At 65.4% G+C, this 17427-nt stretch carries 22 protein-coding genes; 11 read left to right on the top strand and 11 right to left on the bottom strand.

The window, feature by feature from the left end; translation table 11 throughout:
• Positions 1–6: 6 nt before the first annotated feature.
• A complete protein-coding gene (locus AABA84_RS26875; protein ID WP_338313669.1) occupies positions 7–822 on the bottom strand; it encodes a hypothetical protein in 816 nt (271 codons plus the stop codon).
• Between the two features lie 321 nt (positions 823–1143).
• Between AABA84_RS26875 and AABA84_RS26870 the strand changes: the two genes are divergently transcribed.
• A complete protein-coding gene (locus AABA84_RS26870; RefSeq protein ID WP_212246963.1) occupies positions 1144–2346 on the top strand; it encodes a L,D-transpeptidase family protein in 1203 nt (400 codons plus the stop codon).
• Between the two features lie 57 nt (positions 2347–2403).
• On the opposite strand, the gene AABA84_RS26865 is transcribed toward AABA84_RS26870, so the two are convergent.
• Both AABA84_RS26865 and AABA84_RS26860 read right to left on the bottom strand, forming a co-directional pair.
• A complete protein-coding gene (locus AABA84_RS26865; protein ID WP_212246964.1) occupies positions 2404–3366 on the bottom strand; it encodes a D-2-hydroxyacid dehydrogenase family protein in 963 nt (320 codons plus the stop codon).
• A gap of 143 nt (positions 3367–3509) precedes the next feature.
• Positions 3510–3725 carry a hypothetical protein gene (locus AABA84_RS26860; protein WP_028145605.1) on the bottom strand — a complete coding sequence of 72 codons (216 nt, stop codon included), beginning with the start codon at positions 3723–3725 and terminating at the stop codon, positions 3510–3512.
• A gap of 234 nt (positions 3726–3959) precedes the next feature.
• Between AABA84_RS26860 and ettA the strand changes: the two genes are divergently transcribed.
• Positions 3960–5609, top strand: coding sequence for an energy-dependent translational throttle protein EttA (ettA, locus tag AABA84_RS26855; protein ID WP_212246965.1), 1650 nt, complete (start codon positions 3960–3962; stop codon positions 5607–5609).
• 7 nt (positions 5610–5616) lie between these two features.
• Positions 5617–6843: a lytic murein transglycosylase gene (locus AABA84_RS26850; RefSeq protein WP_212246966.1), complete on the top strand. Its 1227-nt coding sequence runs from the start codon at positions 5617–5619 to the stop codon at positions 6841–6843.
• 80 nt (positions 6844–6923) lie between these two features.
• Here the strand turns inward: AABA84_RS26850 and AABA84_RS26845 are convergent, their stop codons facing one another.
• Complete coding sequence (locus AABA84_RS26845; RefSeq protein ID WP_091966137.1) at positions 6924–7208, bottom strand: hypothetical protein; 285 nt, start codon at positions 7206–7208, stop codon at positions 6924–6926.
• 238 nt (positions 7209–7446) lie between these two features.
• Entirely contained in the window at positions 7447–7770 is a 324-nt protein-coding gene (locus tag AABA84_RS26840) for a hypothetical protein (RefSeq protein ID WP_212246967.1), read from the bottom strand.
• 135 nt (positions 7771–7905) lie between these two features.
• Between AABA84_RS26840 and AABA84_RS26835 the strand changes: the two genes are divergently transcribed.
• The 3 genes from AABA84_RS26835 (at position 7906) to bfr (ending at position 9241) form a co-directional block, all read left to right on the top strand.
• Entirely contained in the window at positions 7906–8187 is a 282-nt protein-coding gene (locus AABA84_RS26835) for a hypothetical protein (RefSeq protein WP_212246968.1), read from the top strand.
• Between the two features lie 161 nt (positions 8188–8348).
• Positions 8349–8621, top strand: coding sequence for a (2Fe-2S)-binding protein (locus AABA84_RS26830; protein WP_212246987.1), 273 nt, complete (start codon positions 8349–8351; stop codon positions 8619–8621).
• Between the two features lie 131 nt (positions 8622–8752).
• Positions 8753–9241, top strand: coding sequence for a bacterioferritin (bfr, locus tag AABA84_RS26825; RefSeq protein ID WP_011089420.1), 489 nt, complete (start codon positions 8753–8755; stop codon positions 9239–9241).
• 211 nt (positions 9242–9452) lie between these two features.
• On the opposite strand, the gene AABA84_RS26820 is transcribed toward bfr, so the two are convergent.
• The 3 genes from AABA84_RS26820 to AABA84_RS26810 form a co-directional block, all read right to left on the bottom strand.
• Complete coding sequence (locus AABA84_RS26820) at positions 9453–10055, bottom strand: MSMEG_1061 family FMN-dependent PPOX-type flavoprotein (RefSeq protein WP_212246989.1); 603 nt, start codon at positions 10053–10055, stop codon at positions 9453–9455.
• Positions 10056–10132: 77 nt separating this feature from the next.
• Complete coding sequence (locus tag AABA84_RS26815; protein ID WP_212246991.1) at positions 10133–10486, bottom strand: hypothetical protein; 354 nt, start codon at positions 10484–10486, stop codon at positions 10133–10135.
• Between the two features lie 147 nt (positions 10487–10633).
• A complete protein-coding gene (locus tag AABA84_RS26810) occupies positions 10634–11710 on the bottom strand; it encodes an alpha/beta fold hydrolase (protein WP_212246993.1) in 1077 nt (358 codons plus the stop codon).
• A gap of 130 nt (positions 11711–11840) precedes the next feature.
• On the opposite strand from AABA84_RS26810, the gene AABA84_RS26805 reads away from it, so the two are divergent.
• The gene (locus AABA84_RS26805; RefSeq protein ID WP_212246994.1) at positions 11841–12107 is read left to right on the top strand and encodes a DUF2277 domain-containing protein; all 267 of its coding nucleotides are present in this window, start codon (positions 11841–11843) and stop codon (positions 12105–12107) included.
• A gap of 96 nt (positions 12108–12203) precedes the next feature.
• Positions 12204–12425: a hypothetical protein gene (locus tag AABA84_RS26800; RefSeq protein WP_212246995.1), complete on the top strand. Its 222-nt coding sequence runs from the start codon at positions 12204–12206 to the stop codon at positions 12423–12425.
• A gap of 182 nt (positions 12426–12607) precedes the next feature.
• Here AABA84_RS26800 and AABA84_RS26795 read toward each other — a convergent pair whose 3' ends face one another.
• On the bottom strand, positions 12608–13126 hold the full coding sequence (locus AABA84_RS26795) for a collagen-like protein (RefSeq protein ID WP_212246996.1): 519 nt from the start codon (positions 13124–13126) through the stop codon (positions 12608–12610).
• Positions 13127–13281: 155 nt separating this feature from the next.
• On the opposite strand from AABA84_RS26795, the gene AABA84_RS26790 reads away from it, so the two are divergent.
• The gene (locus tag AABA84_RS26790; protein ID WP_212246997.1) at positions 13282–13524 is read left to right on the top strand and encodes a hypothetical protein; all 243 of its coding nucleotides are present in this window, start codon (positions 13282–13284) and stop codon (positions 13522–13524) included.
• On the opposite strand, the gene AABA84_RS26785 is transcribed toward AABA84_RS26790, so the two are convergent.
• Together AABA84_RS26785 and AABA84_RS26780 are read right to left on the bottom strand one after the other, a co-directional pair.
• A complete protein-coding gene (locus AABA84_RS26785) occupies positions 13521–13769 on the bottom strand; it encodes a helix-turn-helix domain-containing protein (RefSeq protein ID WP_063201937.1) in 249 nt (82 codons plus the stop codon). The genes AABA84_RS26790 and AABA84_RS26785 overlap by 4 nt on opposite strands.
• A 359-nt stretch (positions 13770–14128) precedes the next feature.
• Positions 14129–14896, bottom strand: a complete 768-nt coding sequence (locus AABA84_RS26780) for an SDR family NAD(P)-dependent oxidoreductase (protein ID WP_212246998.1) — start codon at positions 14894–14896, stop codon at positions 14129–14131.
• A 272-nt stretch (positions 14897–15168) separates the two neighbouring features.
• Here AABA84_RS26780 and AABA84_RS26775 point away from each other — a divergent pair, with 272 nt between their 5' ends.
• Together AABA84_RS26775 and AABA84_RS26770 are read left to right on the top strand one after the other, a co-directional pair.
• Positions 15169–16734, top strand: coding sequence for an outer membrane protein (locus AABA84_RS26775; RefSeq protein ID WP_212246999.1), 1566 nt, complete (start codon positions 15169–15171; stop codon positions 16732–16734).
• Between the two features lie 155 nt (positions 16735–16889).
• Positions 16890–17375 (top strand): J domain-containing protein, encoded by a 486-nt coding sequence (locus AABA84_RS26770; RefSeq protein ID WP_212247000.1) that lies wholly within the window; start codon positions 16890–16892, stop codon positions 17373–17375.
• The last annotated feature ends 52 nt before the right edge of the window (positions 17376–17427 follow it).

Below are 17427 nucleotides of genomic sequence, written 5' to 3'. Positions count from 1 at the left end.
AACACGTCACCGCGTGCGCGTGGTGGTCGTCGCGAAGGTCTGCTGGCCGAACGGATCGAGCTGCTGCTGCAACTGCTGAGGCGGCGGACGACGCACCACGCGATGCCGCTTCTTGGCCTTCGCCTTGCGCTTGGTCGCCTTGTCGTCGGCCTTGCTCTCAGCCTTGGCCTTCGCCGGCGCATCCTTCACGGCCGTCGTCGCCGGCTCGTTCAGAGCCGCCACCTTGGCCGAGGCGGCGTCGAGTGCAGAGGAGGCGAGAGCGGCACTGTCCGCTGGTGCCGGCTCGCCGGCGGTCGCGGCAGGCTTGGCCGCGGGGATCGACGCCGTGGTGTCGGCAGGGGTGAGCGTATCGGCGGGTGCCGGCGCTGCGGCCTCTGTCGTCGTCTCGGCCTTCGTTGTCTCGGCCTTGGCCGGTTCGGCGCCCGGGACGTCAGCCGGAGGTGCCGTGACCTGGGACTGAGCCTCGGTCTCGGTCGTCAGCACGGCGATCTGGTCGGGCTCGCTTTCGGGCAGTCCAATGGTCGGCACCTTGTCGCGCAGCGACGGCTCGGGCTCGGCCGTTGGCTCCGGCTCGGCGCGGAGGACCGCGAGCACCGGCTGGGCCGGCTCGGGGGCCTGCGCAAACACCTGCTCCTGCGGGCCGTTCCGCCAGGAGGGGTTGCTGACATACTGCTCATGGCTCGCCCGCAGCAGTGCGGCGGCGCCCAGGCCGAACACCAGGATGGAGGTTGAGAGCAGGATCGCGGCAAACAGGAAGCGAAAGCCGGGAAGCATCGAGGGATTGCGAATTTCCGCCCCGGCGGCGAAGAGGCCAGGGCCCATGAGCCATCTGAACGCGGTGACGGTACTGTTTGCCGCGTTCGCCACGCGGGGATCGGGAGCTCAAATGGGCGGCGAATCAGGCTGATTCGAACATACCGCAACGATTCCGACCCGTTCCGCAAAAAACGGGGCCGAAGACTCCGGCGATTGAGGCCATGAGTTGATTTCCGCCCCGTGATGCAACGGGGCAACGGTAGTCTTGCGGATCACAAATCGGCAGGTCCGGCGCAAATAAGCCTGATATGTCTTGAATGTGCCGCTATCTTCGGCCATCTGGCCGTTAACGGTCCTGATGGGCCCGGGGACTATACAAGAGCGATGATGATCAAACATTTTCTGACGATATGCGCTGCCGCAACAGTCGCTGCGGCGGGAACCTCGCTCGCGCAGGCTCAGAGCTATCCGGTTCAGCAGGCGCCCGGCTACGGCGCCCCGGCCGAGTATCGGCCCGGCGACCGCACGCCGAATTTCGACGCGCTGGAAGATGACGACGACGCGATGCCGCAGGCTTCGCTGCCGCCGCCGGGCCCGGCCGACGATCCGCGCTATGGCCGCCCCGTGGGCGCGCCTCCGGTCTACTCGGCCGCGCCACCGCAAGGGCCGGTGATGTCGCCGGATGATCCGCGTTATGGCCGCCCCGCTGGCGCTCCGGTCTATTCGGCCGCGCCGCCGCAGGGCCCCGTGATGTCGCCCGACGATCCCCGCTACGGCCGCCCCGCCGGTCCGCCGCCGGTGATCTATGCCAATCGTCCGGGCCAGCAGGGACAGGCTCCCGCCGGTGACGGCATGCGTCCGCCGGAGGCCGTTGGTGGTCCCGCCGCGACCGGAACGGTCCAGGCCGGGCAGCCGCCGGTCGGCGCTGACGGAAGGCCGATGACGATGGCCGCGCTGCCGCCTGAGGAGCAGCCCGATGCTGCGCCGGTGCAGCTGCCGCAGAACCTGCGCCGCCAGGAGGTCTCGTTCCAGACCAAGGAGCCCGCGGGCACCCTCGTGGTCGATACACCCAACACCTACCTCTATTACGTGCTCGGTGGCGGCCGTGCGATCCGCTACGGCGTCCGCGTCGGCCGCGACGGCTTCACCTGGACCGGCGTGCAGAAGATCACCCGCAAGGCCGAGTGGCCGGATTGGCATCCGCCGACCGAGATGATCGAGCGCCAGCCTTATCTGCCGCGCTTCATGGCCGGCGGTCCCGGCAATCCGCTCGGCGCCCGCGCGATGTATCTCGGCTCGACCGTCTACCGCATCCACGGCACCAACCAGCCCTCGACCATCGGCAAGTTCGTCTCGTCCGGCTGCATCGGCATGCTGAACGAGGACGTCTCCGACCTGTTCGACCGCGTCAAGGTCGGCACCCGCGTGGTGGTGATGCCCGGTGGTCCGCCGCCGGGAACGGCGACTGCATCCGCAGCGCCCGCGCCCGTTGCTGCCGGTCCGGCTCCGATGGCCGCCCAGGCCGGTCCGGTCCCAGGCACGCAGCCGACCGTGGTGCCGCCGCTGCCCGCGCCGGTCACCGTGCGCTAAGCGCCGCCAGGCAATTCAGATTGCGAAGGGCGTGCCATCGGCACGCCCTTCATCGTTTCAGGTCAGCTTGCGCGGCAGTTCGCGGCCCCCAGTGAAGGCGTCGATCGCCTCGACCATCTGGCCGTAATGGATGCGCAGTCCGTCCGCGGTGGCGTAGCCGAGATGCGGCGTCAGCACGAGGTTGTCGAGCTTGCGGAAGGGATGGTCGACCGGCAGCGGCTCGACCGCGAACACGTCGATGCCGGCGCCTGCGATCTTGCGCTGCTGCAAGGCCTCGAGCAGTGCCGCCTCATCGACAATCGGCCCGCGCGCGGTGTTGACGAGGAAGGCCGTCGGCTTCATCCGCGCGAGATCGTCGCGGCTCACCAGCCCGCGCGAGCGCTCGCTCAGCACCACATGGATGGTGACGATATCGGCCTTGGCGAACAGCTCCTCCTTGGTGGCGTAGCCGACGCCGGCCGCCGCGCATTTCTCCGGCGTCAGGTTCGGGCTCCAGGCGATCACGTTCATGCCGAACGCCTTGGCGATCCCGGCCATCCTGCTGCCGAGCTTGCCGAGCCCGACGATGCCGAGTGTCATGCCCTCGATCTCGACGCCGGCAAAGGTCTGCCAGGGCTCGCCCGCATGCATGCGCGCATTCTCGCGGCCGATGCCGCGGGTCAGCTCCAGGATCAGGCCCATGGTCAGCGGTGCGGTGGGATCGCGCGAATATTGCGTGCCTGCGACGGTGACGCCGCGCGCCTTCGCTGCTTCCATGTCGATCGCGGCGTTGCGCATGCCTGACGTGAGCAGCAGCTTCAGCTTCGGCAAGCTCTCGAACAGGCTCTTCGGGAAGGCCGTGCGCTCGCGCATCGCGCAGATGATCTCGAAATCCGCCAGCGCGCTGGCCGCAGCCTGCTCGGAGGCGAAGGGATGGCTGAACACGGTGACGTCGAGGCGGTCGGACAGTTTCTGCCAGTCGGCGACGTCGAGCGCGAGATTGAAATAGTCGTCGAGAATTGCACAGCGCAGCCGGCTCATCAGCGTTCATCCAGGGCCAGAGTTGATGGCGAGAGGTGAGGGCGCTGGGCGCGCGCCATCGTCGGAACCGGGCCATGGTTGCGCGCAATCAGGACGGCGCGCAAGCCGCTTGCGTCTTCAAAAGTCCGATAGGAAGGAGGCGCTCAGAGGTCGCGGGGCTTCAGGCGGAACGGCGCATCCATGCCGTGCTTGGCGCGCCATGCCGGACCGGGGCCGCGCATGTAGTGCAGTTCGGGCCGGTAGGGATTGAAGGCGGTGGCGAAGAAGCGCTTCCAGAATCCCTTGATCTCCGAGACGAAGCCGGAGACGTGGCCGGCTTCTGCCGGAACAGGAAGAGAATGGGTCTCGATCAGAGCCATGATGCGGCCTCGCTGTGCTCCCGATCGTTCTGAGCGGGTGGCGCTGTTTCCGCGCGAAACCGAGCTTTCGGCCTGATTTATTAAAAGATGGTTTCAATTGTCCGGATCGGTGACCGGATGGTGTCCGTCCCGTATTCATCCGTGGTGAACGGACGGAAAACATTGCCCTTTGGGGGCGGGATCGTTACATCGCAGGCTAAGCAAATTTCCTCAAATCGAAGGTTTTCGGGACCGATGGCGCGCCAGTTCATCTATTTCATGCAGGGCCTGACCAAGAGCTACCCGACCCGGAAGGTGCTCGATAACATCCATCTGTCGTTCTACCCGGACGCCAAGATCGGCGTGCTCGGCGTCAACGGCTCGGGCAAGTCGACGCTGCTCAAGATCATGGCTGGCCTCGACAAGGAGTATAACGGCGAGGCCTGGGTCGCGCAGGGCGCCCGCGTCGGCTATCTCGAGCAGGAGCCTCATCTCGATCCCGCACTCAGCGTGCGCGAGAACGTCATGCTGGGCGTCGCCAAGCAGAAGGCCATCCTCGATCGCTACAACGAGCTGGCGATGAACTACTCCGAGGAAACCGCCGACGAGATGACCAAGCTGCAGGACGAGATCGAGGCCCAGGGCCTCTGGGATCTCGACAGCAAGGTCGATCAGGCCATGGACGCGCTGCGCTGCCCGCCCGACGATGCCGACGTGACCAAGCTCTCGGGCGGCGAGCGCCGCCGCGTCGCGCTGTGCAAGCTGCTGCTCGACCAGCCCGAGCTGCTGCTGCTGGACGAGCCGACCAACCATCTCGACGCAGAATCCGTGTCCTGGCTGGAAGGCCACTTACGCAACTATCCCGGTGCGATCCTGATCGTGACCCATGACCGCTACTTCCTCGACAACGTCACGGGCTGGATTCTCGAGCTCGATCGCGGCAAGGGCATTCCCTACGAGGGCAACTACTCGTCCTGGCTGGTGCAGAAGCAGAAGCGGCTGGAGCAGGAGGGACGCGAGGACGCCGCGCACCAGAAGACGCTCGCGCGCGAGCAGGAATGGGTCGCCTCGTCACCGAAGGCACGTCAGGCCAAGTCCAAGGCGCGCTATCAGCGTTACGAGGATCTGCTCAAGCAGGCGAGCGAGAAGCAGACCCAGACCGCGCAGATCATCATTCCCGTCGCCGAGCGGCTCGGCGCCAACGTCGTCGACTTCGAAGGCCTCAGCAAAGGCTTCGGCGACCGTCTCCTGATCGACGATCTCACCTTCAAGCTGCCGCCCGGCGGCATCGTCGGCGTGATCGGCCCCAACGGCGCCGGCAAGACCACGCTGTTCAAGATGATCACCAAGCAGGAACAGCCCGACAAGGGCACCATCACGGTCGGCGAGACCGTGCATCTCGGTTATGTCGACCAGTCGCGCGACGCGCTCGACGGCAACAAGAACGTGTGGGAGGAGATTTCCGGCGGCAACGAGCTGATCCTGCTCGGCAAGAAGGAAGTCAATTCGCGCGGCTATTGCTCGGCGTTCAACTTCAAGGGCGCCGACCAGCAGAAGAAGGTCGGCGCGCTCTCCGGCGGTGAGCGCAACCGCGTCCATCTGGCAAAGATGCTGAAGTCCGGCGCCAACGTGCTGCTGCTCGACGAACCGACCAACGACCTCGACGTCGACACGCTGCGCGCGCTCGAAGAGGCGCTGGAAGATTTCGCCGGCTGCGCCGTCATCATCAGCCATGATCGCTGGTTCCTCGACCGTATCGCGACCCACATCCTGGCCTTCGAAGGCGAAAGCCATGTCGAATGGTTCGAAGGCAACTTCCAGGATTACGAGAAGGACAAGATGCGCCGGCTCGGCCAGGACAGCATCATTCCGCACCGCGTGAAGTACAAGAAGCTGACGCGGTGATGGCGGCATGATGCGGCGGGCGCTCATCGCTGCGGTGATCGTCGTCACCTGCGGCTGGACGTCCGCCCGCGCCGCCGACGCCGCCTTCACGCAGTTCATCGCCTCGCTGTGGCCGGAGGCGCAGGCCGCCGGCGTGTCGCGCGCGACGTTCGACGAGCAGACGCGCGGGCTCGAGCCTGATTACAAGCTGCCGGATCTGATCCTGCCGGGACGGCCCGCGCTAGGTGCGCCGTCGCAGGCCGAGTTCGTGCAGGTGCCGGCCGACTACGTCAAGGAAGCCTCGATCGCGCGGCTTGCCGGCGAGGGACAGCGGCTGCTGCAGAAATATCGCGCCTCGCTGAGCGAGATCGAGAACAAGTCCGGCGTGCCCGCGACCGTGATGCTCGCGATCTGGGGCCGCGAGACCGATTACGGCCGCTACACGCTGCCTTACGATCTCGTTCGCGTGCTGGCGACGCAGGCCTATGTCGGCCGCCGCAAGGATCAATACCGCAACGAGTTCGTCCTCTCGCTGAAGATCCTCAGTGAGGGCGTGGTGACGCGCAAGGACATGCGCTCGTCCTGGGCCGGCGCCACCGGGCTGACGCAGTTCCTGCCGTCCGAATATTACAAGCATGGCGTCGATTTCGACGGCGACGGCCGCATCGACATCTGGCGTTCGGTGCCGGATGCGCTGGCCTCCGCCGCGCAGCAACTCGTCAACAAGGGCTGGCAGAGCGGCGTGCGCTGGGCCTACGAGGTGCAGGCGCCGGCCAAGGTCGATTGCACCACCGGCGTGCCCGAGGTGACGAAGCCGATCAGCCAGTGGCTGCGCGAAGGTTTTGTGCCGGTGCGTGGGCAGAAGCTGAGTGCCACCGAACAGGCGCAGCCGGCCTCGCTGTTGCAGCCGGAAGGCATCTATGGCCCGTCATTCCTGACCACGAAGAACTACTTCGTCATCAAGGAATACAATTTCTCCGACCTCTATGTGCTGTTCGTCGGTCATCTGGCCGACCGCATGACGAGCCCGCTTCCGTTCGCAACGCCATGGGCGGCCTCGAAGCAGCTGCGCACCAGGGATGTCGAGACGATGCAGCGTGGGCTTACGCGCGCCGGGCTCTACAAGGACAAGATCGATGGCAAGGCCGGCATGCAGACGCGCGCCGCGCTCGGTGCCTATCAGAAGTCGGCGGGCCTCAAGGTCGATTGCTGGCCGAGCGAAGAGGTGCTGCGCTCGATCCAGGCGACGCGATAGCGCGCGACCAAAGAAAAAGCCCGGCCGATGGTCTCGGCCGGGCTTCGATCGCGGCGCTCACGAGCGCCGGTGCGATCAGATCAATAGCAGACGCGAACCGGACGAACGACCCAACCGTAACCGTCCCAATAGCGCTGACGCTGCCAGTAGCAGGGCGGGGGCGGCGGGCCGGGCTCGGCCACGTAAACGGGGCCGCCATAGGCCGGGCGGCTCGACGCAATGGCGCCACCGACGATCGCGCCGCCGATCAGGCCGGCCGCGAGCCCAGCGCCGATACCGTCATGCGCCTTCGCGGACGGAGTGGCAGTCACCAGCGAACCGGCGACCGTCGCAACCGTGAGGGCGGCAACTAAAGTCTTCTTCATGCTCTTGGCTCTCCTGGGAGATGGGTTCCTCTTGTTAGAGGCGCCCGGGTTTCAAAGGTTCACGCACACGCTGATGGAATTGGCCGTGCAGCTAGGAAGCGCGCAATTGGTCAACCCACGGTAAACGCACACGGAGCTGTGACGAGAAAAAGCGGTCTTTTTCAGGCCCGGAGATGAACGGCGCGCCCGTAGTGAACCGGTCAATCGAACTGGTCGCGATGGGCCGGTTCGAGTCGCCTCAGCCGCAGACTCTGACGCGGCGGACGCGCCAGGCATAGCCGTCCCAGAAGCGCTGCTTCTGCCAGACGCAGCCGCCGCCGTAATAGTCGTCAGAGACATAGCCGGGACCCGGCGCATAGTAGCGGGGCGGGTAGTAGCCGGGTTCGTAATAGCCGGGGCCGGGTCCGTAATAATACGGAGAAGCCAGCGCGCCCCCGACAATGGCGCCGCCGATGATGCCGGCCGCCACGCCCGCCGCGACGCCACGCTGCGCATGGGCCGGTGTTCCGGCCGCAAGGGCCAGGCTGGCGACGGCAGCGACCGTCAGGAGCAACTTCTTCATTGGCTTGACCTTTCGTGCAGACACGCGGGAACTCATTTGGGATCAGAGTTCCATACTTCGTTTGAATGATCAATGAACGGCCCCTTTGCCGGCCACGACCAATTGATATGAACCGCAGGCTCGGCCAGAGAGGCGATGATGGGCAACGCGATGATCAATGCACTGATTGTTGCTGGGGTCGTGTCCGCAATCGGCTACGGCTGGATCGCGCATCTCCAGAACCGCGGCCAGCGGCGCTCCCGCGCCGGGGCGGGCGGCGATGGCAGCAGCGGCGGCACCTATTCGAGCAGCAATGACGGCGTCTCGCTGGGAAGCTGGTTTTCCAGCGACAGCTCGAGCAGCTCGACCGACGGCGGCAGCTGTTCCAGCAGCGATAGTGGCAGCAGTGGCGGCGATTGCGGAGGCGGCGGCGATTAGATCCCCTCAAATCTTGATCCAGCGCAACGCTGACATTTAGGGCCGTTCTAGGCTGCTTTCGGGCCAGTTTGGAATAGCTTCAAATACCGGTTTTTCCTTTTGCATCCGGCCGGCCCGTTAAATATCGATGATGACGCATCACCGAAGGGCCTGCCGCTTCCATGATCGTTTGTTCCTGTAACGTGCTGAGCGATGACGACATCCGCGCCGCCGTCGCCGAGTCTGACGACGCCGTGCGCCATGCCAAGCAGGTCTATGGTTGCCTCGGCTGTAGCGCCGAATGCGGCCGCTGCGCCCGGACGATCAAGACCATCATCGACGAAGCCCTTGGCCCCTGCGCCCAGTCCTGCTGCTCGGGCTGCCCGCACAGCCACACCGTGGCGGCCAACGACGAGACGGCCGAGCCCGCCCAGTTCGCCCTCGCGGCCTGCTGAATCTTCCGCCGGCTTCGCTGAGCTTTTCCCCGGCTGCGTCCGTGTAGCCAGTTGCCCTCATACGTAAACTGACTTAGAAGCATTCTAAACTCGGTTAGGGCCGATTTGGACTGCGAGAGCTGGAGTGAACCATGCAGGGCGACGCAAAAGTCATCGACTATCTCAACAAGGCGCTGCGTCACGAACTGACTGCGATCAACCAGTACTGGCTGCACTACCGCTTCCTCGACAATTGGGGCCTCCTCGACATGGCCAAGGTCTGGCGCAAGGAGTCCATCGAGGAGATGGAGCACGCCGACAAGCTCACCGCGCGCATCCTGTTCTTCGACGGCTTTCCGAACATGCAGGTGCTCGATCCCCTGCGCATCGGCCAGAACGTCAAGGAGATCATCGAGTGCGACCTCGCTGCAGAGATGAGCGCGCGTGCGCTCTACCAGGAGGCGGCGACCTACTGCCACGGCGTGAAGGACTACGTCACGCGTGACCTGTTCGAGAAGCTGATGAGCGACGAGGAGCATCACATCGACTTCCTCGAAACCCAGCTCGACCTGATCGGCCGCATCGGCCTCGAGCTCTACACCCAGAAGCACGTCGGCGGGCTCGAGGGCGAGGGGCACTAAGCTCCGGCGTCAGCCCCACACTCCGCTGTCGTCCCTGCGCAAGCAGGGACCCATAACCACGGGGAGGAGTGTGGCGCGTGATGGTAACTCCGAGTCTTCGTCAAACCACGCCCTGTGATTATGGGTCCCGGATCTACGCTTCGCTCCCGACAACGCTGCGCGTTGTCGGGAGCTGCGCTTGTCCGGGACGACACAGTGATTATCGCCCCACCTACAACTGCGTCTTGTAGATCTCTTCCACAGTCTCCTGGCTCGCGGGTTCGCCGAGGCCGGTCTGGTCGTGAATGACCGTGACGATGCTGGGCATCACCGAGCGCTGCACTTTTTCGGGCGACCACAGCTTCGAGCGCATCAGCGCCTTGCCGCAATGGAAATAGACTTCGCTGACGGCGACGTTCAGTACCGCGCGCGGCGGCTTGCCGAATTCGACCAACGCTGCGAGCAGATCCGGGTCGGCCGACAGCGTGCCGCGTCCGCCGACGCGCAGCGTCTCGTCGATGCCGGGGACGAAGAACAACAGATGCACGAAGCCCGAGCCTTCGACGACGTTGCGGAAACTGTCGATCCGGTTGTTGCCGGAGCGGTCGGGCATCAAGAGCTGGTTCGGACCGGCGACGTGGACGAAGCCGATGCCGCCGCCGCGTGGCGAGGCATCGACGCTGCCGTCCGCGCCCGACGTCGCGAGCACGCAGAACGGCGACATCTCGATGAACTTCCTCGCATGCGCGTCGATCGCGGGACGCGCTTTCGCGATCACGCGTGGGCTCGGCTTGGCGTAGATGGTGGCGAGGTCTTCGGCGCAAAGATCGGTCAACGGCGTGCCTCCGCTTCAGCTTGGCGGCAAGCTATCCGATCGGGTCGCCTCCAGCCAATGGAATCGATCAAGACGCGTTACACGGCATCGGCCGGCACGAAGCAGCTGATGATGATCGCGCCGCGGTGGCGGACGTACCACACCACGGCCTGCCCGACCGGATTGCCGCGATCGCGAATGATGGCGCGCTCAGGCACCTCCATCCATTGCCCTTCGATCGGTACCCAATAGGTGCCGCCGCGCACATCGTAGTCGGTGCGATGGCCGTCGGAGACGTCGCAGCAGGGCACGCCGTTCGGCGCGATCACGCTCTTGAACCAGGCGCGGATGTCGGGCGGGACGTGGTCGTATTGACCGTTGTCGAACGCGAGTGCGGCGCTGGTCAGCGCCGTCATCGCGACCAGCCAAACGCACAGTGCGAGCCTGTGCATGCGATCCCTCCTCGTCGCGTCCTGCTATTCGCGCGCGAGTCTTGCGCTGTCGATTCCATCGTTGACGCGATTAAGCCCGAGCTGTCGGCGCAATGCATGCTCAAATTATATGCGGCACCGACGCGCCCCGCATGATGCGATGCAAAATCAGCGACGCGCGGATTCAACGGCTTGCTGTGGCACGGTCTGCAAGAATTGCCGCACCTGCTCGCTGTAGAATTTCGCGTTGCCGGTGGTGCCGTGGCCGCGCGTCTCGGTGCTCGCCGGGATCAGGAACAGGCGCCCGTTCCTGACCCGTTTCATGGCCGCGTCGGTGATGCCGGTCTCGGGCGGATTGCGCTCGTCGTCGGCGGAATTGATCAGCAGCAGCGATGCTTCGATGGCCTCCAGCTTCTCGCCGGCATTGTAGTCGTGCGAGGACTCCCACTGGTAGACGAAGTCGTTGGCATCCGCCGTGATCGGCGCCGCCAGCCGGTCGTCGACGATCTTGTCGGCCTTGGCCGCGGTCGGCGCCTGCGATTGATAGGCCAGGGTGCCGCCGATGCTGGCGATGCCGTAGGCGGTGATGGCATATTTCATCATGCGCGGCTGGCTGGCGTAGCTGCCGCCGTTGTAGTCGGGGTCGTTGCGGATGGTGTCGAGCATGATCCGCCGCAGCATCCAGTTGCGCGACGCCATCTCGGTCGGCTGCGAGGCCATCGGGATCAGCGCGTCCATCGCGTTCGGATATTTCTCGCCCCACAGCCAGGTGTGCATGCCGCCCATCGAATTGCCTATGACGAGCCGCAAATGCTTGACGCCCAGGCCCTCCGTCACCAGGCGATGCTGGGCCTCGACCATGTCGTCGTAATCGTATTTCGGGAAGCTCGTCTTCATGCTGTCGGAGGGTTTTGACGATTTGCCATGACCGATGCCGTCGGGAAGGATGATGTAATATTTGGCGGCGTCGAGCGGCTGCCCCGGGCCGAACAGTTCGCCTGCAAATGAGGGGCCCAGCATGCTAGCGCCCGAGCCGCCGGTGCCATGCAGCACCAGCACCGGTTGACCCGAGGGCTCGCCGATTGTGGTGTAGTGCAGCTTCAGCTCCGGCATGGTCTCGCCGGTGTGGAACTTGAAGTCCCTGGCGATCCAGTCGCCCTGCTTGGGTGCCGGATAATCGGCGGCCAGGACCGGCATTGAAAAGGACAGCAGGACAGCCGACAGCGCGGCGCAGGAAGCCTTCATGTTTCTCTCCCCATTGCGGCTCATGGTCGGCGGCCGCGTTGGAGCGGAACTTAGCAGAAGCGCGCGGAAGGATGTAGGATTTCGGCTCCGCCGATCGTCTTCAAGGAAACATCCGGAAGAGGCCCCCTGCATGTGCCGCAACATCAAGACGCTGTTCAACTTCGAGCCACCGGCGACGGAAGATGAGATCCACGCCAGCGCGCTCCAGTTCGTGCGAAAACTGTCCGGCTTCAACAAGCCGTCGCAGGCCAACGAGGCGGCGTTCGACCGCGCGGTGGCCGAGGTCTCGGAAGCCGCGCGAAATCTCCTGACCTCGCTGCACACCCATGCGCCGGCGCGCGACCGCGAGATCGAGGCGGAAAGGGCCAAGGAGCGCTCGCGGCTGCGCTTCGGTTAGAGGGCTGCAGCTTCGCGTTCCGTGATCTGGCTCACGGTATGGGGCGCCGCATCCTGCAATGATGTCTGCCGGGGTTTTGACAGCCCGGAGCACACCATGACCCGCCCCCTTCTTCCCTTGAAAGCAGGTGCCATCGTCTTCACGCTGCTATGGACCGCGTGGATGATGTGGTGGAGCGGCTCGTTCTCGAGCGCGAACGTGATGATCCTGGCGCTGTGCGGCGCAGCGGTCGGCTATCTCTGGTATCGCGCCATGCGCTGGCAATTCGAGCGCATGGGCATGCTGCCGCACAAGGATGATTCTTCCGGCGCGTCTTGATTTGGCTCGTGTCCCGGACGCGGTGCGGCGCGAAGTGCCGCTCCGCAGAGCCGGGACCCAAAGGTCGCGACCTAAGTTCTTGGTCAGATAGGCCCCGGCTCAGCAGCGCTGCACCATAGCGCGTCGAAGACGCGCGTGAACGCGCTTTTGTGCCGCGCTGCGTCCGGGGCGCGGGCGCGCCACTAATCCTTGTGACCGTGCTTCTTCTTTTTCTTCTTCTTCCTGTGCTCGTCGCCTTCGCTGTCGTCGCTCTCGTCGTCGACGATGGCCTCATCGGGCTCCTGCACGGCAGCTTGCAGCGCTTCGCGCTCGGCGGCGTCGCGCTCGCGCTGGCGGCGGCGCTCGTCCCAGGCGTCGAACAGCTGCTCGAGCCACGGCAGCACCTGCTCGATCGAGGGCAATTGACCGGCCGGCCCAGCCTCGCCGCGGGGGCCTTGCGGCCCCGCCGGCCCCTGCGGTCCGGCAAGCCCCTGTGCCCCGGCGGCCCCGCGCGGACCAGCCTCGCCCTGCTTGCCTTGCGGACCGGGCTTGCCCTGAGGTCCCGCCTTTCCGATCGGCCCCGGCTTGCCCTGCGGACCCGGCTTGCCGCGCGCGCCGTCCGGCCCCCGCTTGCCCGGATGACCCTGCGGCCCCGGCCGTCCCGGCTCGCCCTGCCGCCCGCGCGGACCCTGAGCTCCCTGCCGTCTCTGTTCGTCTGCCACGCCACTGCTCCTTGTGCGGAAGCAAGCTACTTAGCGGCGTTTGACGACAGCAGCAATTCCGCCGGGACAGCCCTCCACGCTTGATCAACATCAATCGGCGGCACGCGCCGCTGTGTCATCGATCGTGCGGCCACAACTCTTGCGAGGAGCGACCGATGCGCGCAGCGTGGAAGATCTTTTGGCTGTTCGCTGTCGTCCTTGCAGCAGCGCTTGGCCTCGCTCACCAGCTGGTACCCGACGTCGTGCCGGTCGCATTCGCCGAGGAGCCGCAGCCGTCATGGGCGGTCCTGACGGCCTTCTTCCTCCGCGCGATCGAGATGATCGCCGCATCGGTCGCGATGATCGCGCTTGCGGTCATCATCGGCGGACTTGTTCAGCGGCGCGTCCTCGGACGCTAATCCTGATAGGCGGGCACGTCGATGCCGGACGCCGCGTAGATCCTGATCTTGTTGCGCAGCGTGCGCACCGACAGGCCGAGCACGCGCGATGCGCGGGTGCGGTTGCCGTCGCAGCGCGCGAGCGTCTGCAGCACGAGCTCGCGCTCGACCTCGTCGACGGTGGCACCGATCAGAAGCGGAACGATCTGGTTGGGGGCAAGAAACTGTGCGCCCGGTTCGGACGCGGCGACATGAACAGTGGTCATCAACATACTCCCCGATCAACGCCCGCTTCCATCGTTGGAAGCGGATCGAGAACAAACGACCCCCAAGCCGTAGATCCACGGTGGGCGGGTTTGGTTAATGAAAGGTTAATCGCGGACGATCGCACCAATTGACCTCAGGAATGCCGCTAAGCCGCCGCGATTGGCGTCAGATGCATGGTGATGCGGACCTTTCTCGGGCGGCACACACAGTGTCATCGTCCGCGGAGGCGGACGATCCAGTATTCCAGAGGCAGCGAGGCTAGAGCGGTGGAGCCGCGGCGTACTGGATGCCCCGCCCCCGTGCGCAATTGCGCACTAGGCGGGGCATGACACCGAGTGCGTCGAGCGAGCCTCGCGCCTCACACCGTCCGGTAGCCGCCGTCCACCATCACGATCGTTCCGGTGACATAGGCCGACAGATCCGATGCGAGGAAGATCGCGGGCCCGACGATATCCTCGGGCTTGCCGGTGCGCGCCAGCGGGGTGTGGTCGACGAAGGCCTGCACCAGCGCCGGATTGGTCGCGCGCACATTGGCGTTGATGTTGGTCTCGATGAAGCCGGGCCCGATCGCGTTGACGCGGACGCCTTCCTTGCCGAGCTCGACCGCGAGCGCCTTGGTGAAGCCGAGCACGCCGTGTTTCGACGTCGTATAAGCCGCCGAGCTCGGCGTGCGCAGATGCACGAAGGACTGGATCGAGCCGATATTGACGATGCGGCCTTTGCTCGCGCGCAGGGGGGCGAGGAAGGCCTGCGTCATGTTGAAGACACCGTTGAGGTTGAGCGAGATGATGTCGTTCCAGTCCTTCGCCACCGTCTCGGTGTCCGCGGTGAAGGCGTTGCGTCGGGTGATGCCGGCATTGTTGACGAGGATCGAGACCTGCCCGACTTTGTCGGCGACCTGCTTTGCCAGCGCAAAGCAGTCCTCGCGACGGGTCACGTCGAGCGCAAAACTCTCGGCCCTGCCGCCCGCTTTGCGGATCTCCTGGGCGGCTTCCGCGACGGTGTCGGCGTTGACGTCGAGCAGCACCACTTGCGCGCCCTCGCGGGCGTAGCCCGCCGCGATGGCCCGACCGATGCCGGAGCCGGCGCCGGTGACGACGGCGATGTGGTTCTGGAGAAGGGGCATAGGGTTTCCTCGGCTGCTTGTTTTTGAGTGTTGGCCAGGAGTCTATTTGAAAACGGACGCGACGGAAACGTCGCGCGGCGCTCGCCGCTCATGCAATCGCGGGGCTCTGCCCCGCTGTATGTGGCAAAGTTGCCACGGCATCAGCAGGAAGCTCGCCGGTTCGTTTTTGTCCAAGCCGCGGTCGCTTGCATCCAAGAAGTCTGGAGCCGTTCGCCTCACATCTTCTCGACAAAAGGGGCAGCGGCGATTCCGCCGACGGAGATATTGGGCGCATGAAGAACGTCACCTGCGGAAGTGCGGTGCTGATGGCGTTCGCGGTGGTGGGGCCTGCCTTGGCGGCGGATATCGGCGCCACGCCCGCCTACAAGGTCCCGCCGGCGGCCGCGTCGCCCTGGAGCGGATCTTATGCTGGTCTCGGGCTTGGATCCCGTGCGTCTCGCGCCGACGCCGACACGACATCGGAGACGATTACCGGCGCTCCGCAAAATCTGGCGGACGGGCGGCCGACCGGCGCGTCCTTCGACGGGCTGGGCTTCCGCACCAGTGCCTTTGCCGGATTCAACTGGCAATTTGCCCCGCAATGGGTTGCGGGCGTCGAAGGCGATGTCGGCTTCGCCAACCAATCCACCAAACGCCCATCGCTGGCTTTCTCGCCCGGCTTCGCCGGCTTTGCCCGGCCGAACGACAGCCTGACCGTGGAGACCGATTGGGACATCGGCTTGCGCGCCCGTCTCGGGTTCCTGCTGACACCCGCGACGCTGGCATACGCGACCGGTGGCATCGCCTGGCAGCACAACGAGATCAGTTCGGCCTGCGTCAGCGGCGCCTGTAACTTCTTTTTCCTTTCGCCCGCCGTGATCTCCGCTTCGCGTATTCAGGCCGGTTGGACCATCGGCGGAGGCATCGAGACTGCGCTCGGCGGCAACTGGTTTGCACGCGCCGAATATCGCTACGCCGATTTCGGCACGACACCGTTCACCATTGCCCGAGGCGGCTCTGCTGCTTCGCCCCTCAATCCGACCTCGGACAATGTCGATCTGAAGATGCAGACTCACAACGCCTCGTTCGGTGTGGCCTACAAATTTGGCGATCCGATCATGGCAGGAGCGCAGGCGGTGTGGATCGCCAAGGCGGCGCCGATCGCGATGTCGTGGACCGGCCCCTATCTCGGTCTTGGCCTCGGCGCCCGCGCGCTGCAGGCGAACGCGGCGGCGAAGTCGGAATTGTTTGGTGGTGCACCGCTCGCGGTCGCGGAGCATGTCGTGCCGTTCAACGGCACGGCGTTCCGCGCCAGCCCCTATGTTGGCATCAACTGGCAATTCGCCTCGCGCTGGGTCGCCGGTATCGAGGGCGACGCCGGCTTTGCCGACCGGACCACCACGCTTGCCGGATTTCCCGTGTCACCCGCCTTCGGCACCTTCCACGAGGCCGCAGATTCACTCAAGCTGAAGACGACGTGGGATGCGAGCCTGCGCGCACGTGTCGGCTTCCTGGTGACGCCGGCAACGCTTCTGTTCTTGACCGGCGGCGCGGCGTGGCAGCATGACGAGGTGATCTCGACCTGCGGGAGCGCACCCTGCCGGCGTACGTTCAACCTCTCGCCGTCCGGGATCGCGACCGCTGCAACGAGGGTCGGCTGGACCATTGGCGGCGGCCTGGAGACGGCGCTCGGCCATCACTGGCTGGCGCGCGCCGAATACCGCTTCGCCGATTTCGGCACGTCGACCCAATCGATCAGCCGAACCTCGACTTTCGCGCCGCAGAACACCGTCGACACTTTCGACGTCACGCTACGCAGTCACGTTGCGACATTCGGCCTCGCGTATCAGTTCAACTGACCGGCGCCGGGTCTGGCCACGCATCTGCGCGAGGCCTGGTTTGCGACATTTTTCTCCCGATTTCGTTTCGAAGTTTCACGAAACGCTAACTCGAAATTAAGGGGACGGAAACGGCAGCCTTGGCATACTGATCTTCATTGCTAAACGTTGCGCGCATGATGGAACGGCTCGATTCCTGGAAACTCGCCCTTGAACGCCTGCGGTCGGCGCAATCGGCTGATTGGGCCGAGGCGGGCCGGCTGGTGGCCGAGATCGCGCGGACGAGCGTCGATGCCACGCTGCGTCAGGCCGCCGAGCAGGCGCTTCCGGTGCTGCGCCAGGCGGTCGACAATGACGATCACGGCGTCACGCTGGCGGCCCAGCGCCGCATCGGCGTCGTTCTCGAAGTCGTTCATGATCTGACCGCGCCGCGCTTCGGCCGCCGCAACGCCACGCCGAAACAGCTGTCCAGCGAGGATCGCGCCCGCAAGATGCTCGGCCTGCCGCTCGCGGTGCAGCTCACCTGCGAGGACATCAACCAGGCCTATCGCCGCGCCGCCAAGGGCATGCATCCCGACCACGGCGGCAGCACGCAAGCCTTCATCGACCTCGCCGCCGCGCGCGACGTCCTGATCCATCCCGGCGCGCACAAGGACGCGTGAGGGCGCGCCAGCCTCTGCTCACGCAAAAGGTCTCGTAGCAACCATTAAAGCA

Source organism: Bradyrhizobium sp. TM239 (genome assembly GCF_036247985.1).
GTDB classification, from domain to species: Bacteria; Pseudomonadota; Alphaproteobacteria; order Rhizobiales; family Xanthobacteraceae; genus Bradyrhizobium; species Bradyrhizobium ottawaense.
The sequence above is the reverse complement of the archived record's forward strand: the minus strand, read 5'-3'. Positions and strand labels throughout refer to the sequence as shown.

Coding starts and splice junctions, on each gene's coding strand:
- AABA84_RS26785 (WP_063201937.1), bottom strand. CDS start 13,769: ATGACCACTGTTCATGTCGCCGCGTCCGAACCGGGCGCACAGTTTCTT.
- AABA84_RS26805 (WP_212246994.1), top strand. CDS start 11,841: ATGTGCCGCAACATCAAGACGCTGTTCAACTTCGAGCCACCGGCGACG.
- AABA84_RS26845 (WP_091966137.1), bottom strand. CDS start 7,208: ATGAAGAAGACTTTAGTTGCCGCCCTCACGGTTGCGACGGTCGCCGGT.
- AABA84_RS26815 (WP_212246991.1), bottom strand. CDS start 10,486: ATGCACAGGCTCGCACTGTGCGTTTGGCTGGTCGCGATGACGGCGCTG.
- AABA84_RS26870 (WP_212246963.1), top strand. CDS start 1,144: ATGATCAAACATTTTCTGACGATATGCGCTGCCGCAACAGTCGCTGCG.
- AABA84_RS26830 (WP_212246987.1), top strand. CDS start 8,349: ATGATCGTTTGTTCCTGTAACGTGCTGAGCGATGACGACATCCGCGCC.
- AABA84_RS26850 (WP_212246966.1), top strand. CDS start 5,617: ATGATGCGGCGGGCGCTCATCGCTGCGGTGATCGTCGTCACCTGCGGC.
- AABA84_RS26865 (WP_212246964.1), bottom strand. CDS start 3,366: ATGAGCCGGCTGCGCTGTGCAATTCTCGACGACTATTTCAATCTCGCG.
- AABA84_RS26860 (WP_028145605.1), bottom strand. CDS start 3,725: ATGGCTCTGATCGAGACCCATTCTCTTCCTGTTCCGGCAGAAGCCGGC.
- AABA84_RS26835 (WP_212246968.1), top strand. CDS start 7,906: ATGATGGGCAACGCGATGATCAATGCACTGATTGTTGCTGGGGTCGTG.
- ettA (WP_212246965.1), top strand. CDS start 3,960: ATGGCGCGCCAGTTCATCTATTTCATGCAGGGCCTGACCAAGAGCTAC.
- AABA84_RS26775 (WP_212246999.1), top strand. CDS start 15,169: ATGAAGAACGTCACCTGCGGAAGTGCGGTGCTGATGGCGTTCGCGGTG.
- AABA84_RS26875 (WP_338313669.1), bottom strand. CDS start 822: ATGGGCCCTGGCCTCTTCGCCGCCGGGGCGGAAATTCGCAATCCCTCG.
- bfr (WP_011089420.1), top strand. CDS start 8,753: ATGCAGGGCGACGCAAAAGTCATCGACTATCTCAACAAGGCGCTGCGT.
- AABA84_RS26780 (WP_212246998.1), bottom strand. CDS start 14,896: ATGCCCCTTCTCCAGAACCACATCGCCGTCGTCACCGGCGCCGGCTCC.
- AABA84_RS26810 (WP_212246993.1), bottom strand. CDS start 11,710: ATGAAGGCTTCCTGCGCCGCGCTGTCGGCTGTCCTGCTGTCCTTTTCA.
- AABA84_RS26840 (WP_212246967.1), bottom strand. CDS start 7,770: ATGAAGAAGTTGCTCCTGACGGTCGCTGCCGTCGCCAGCCTGGCCCTT.
- AABA84_RS26770 (WP_212247000.1), top strand. CDS start 16,890: ATGATGGAACGGCTCGATTCCTGGAAACTCGCCCTTGAACGCCTGCGG.
- AABA84_RS26790 (WP_212246997.1), top strand. CDS start 13,282: ATGCGCGCAGCGTGGAAGATCTTTTGGCTGTTCGCTGTCGTCCTTGCA.
- AABA84_RS26800 (WP_212246995.1), top strand. CDS start 12,204: ATGACCCGCCCCCTTCTTCCCTTGAAAGCAGGTGCCATCGTCTTCACG.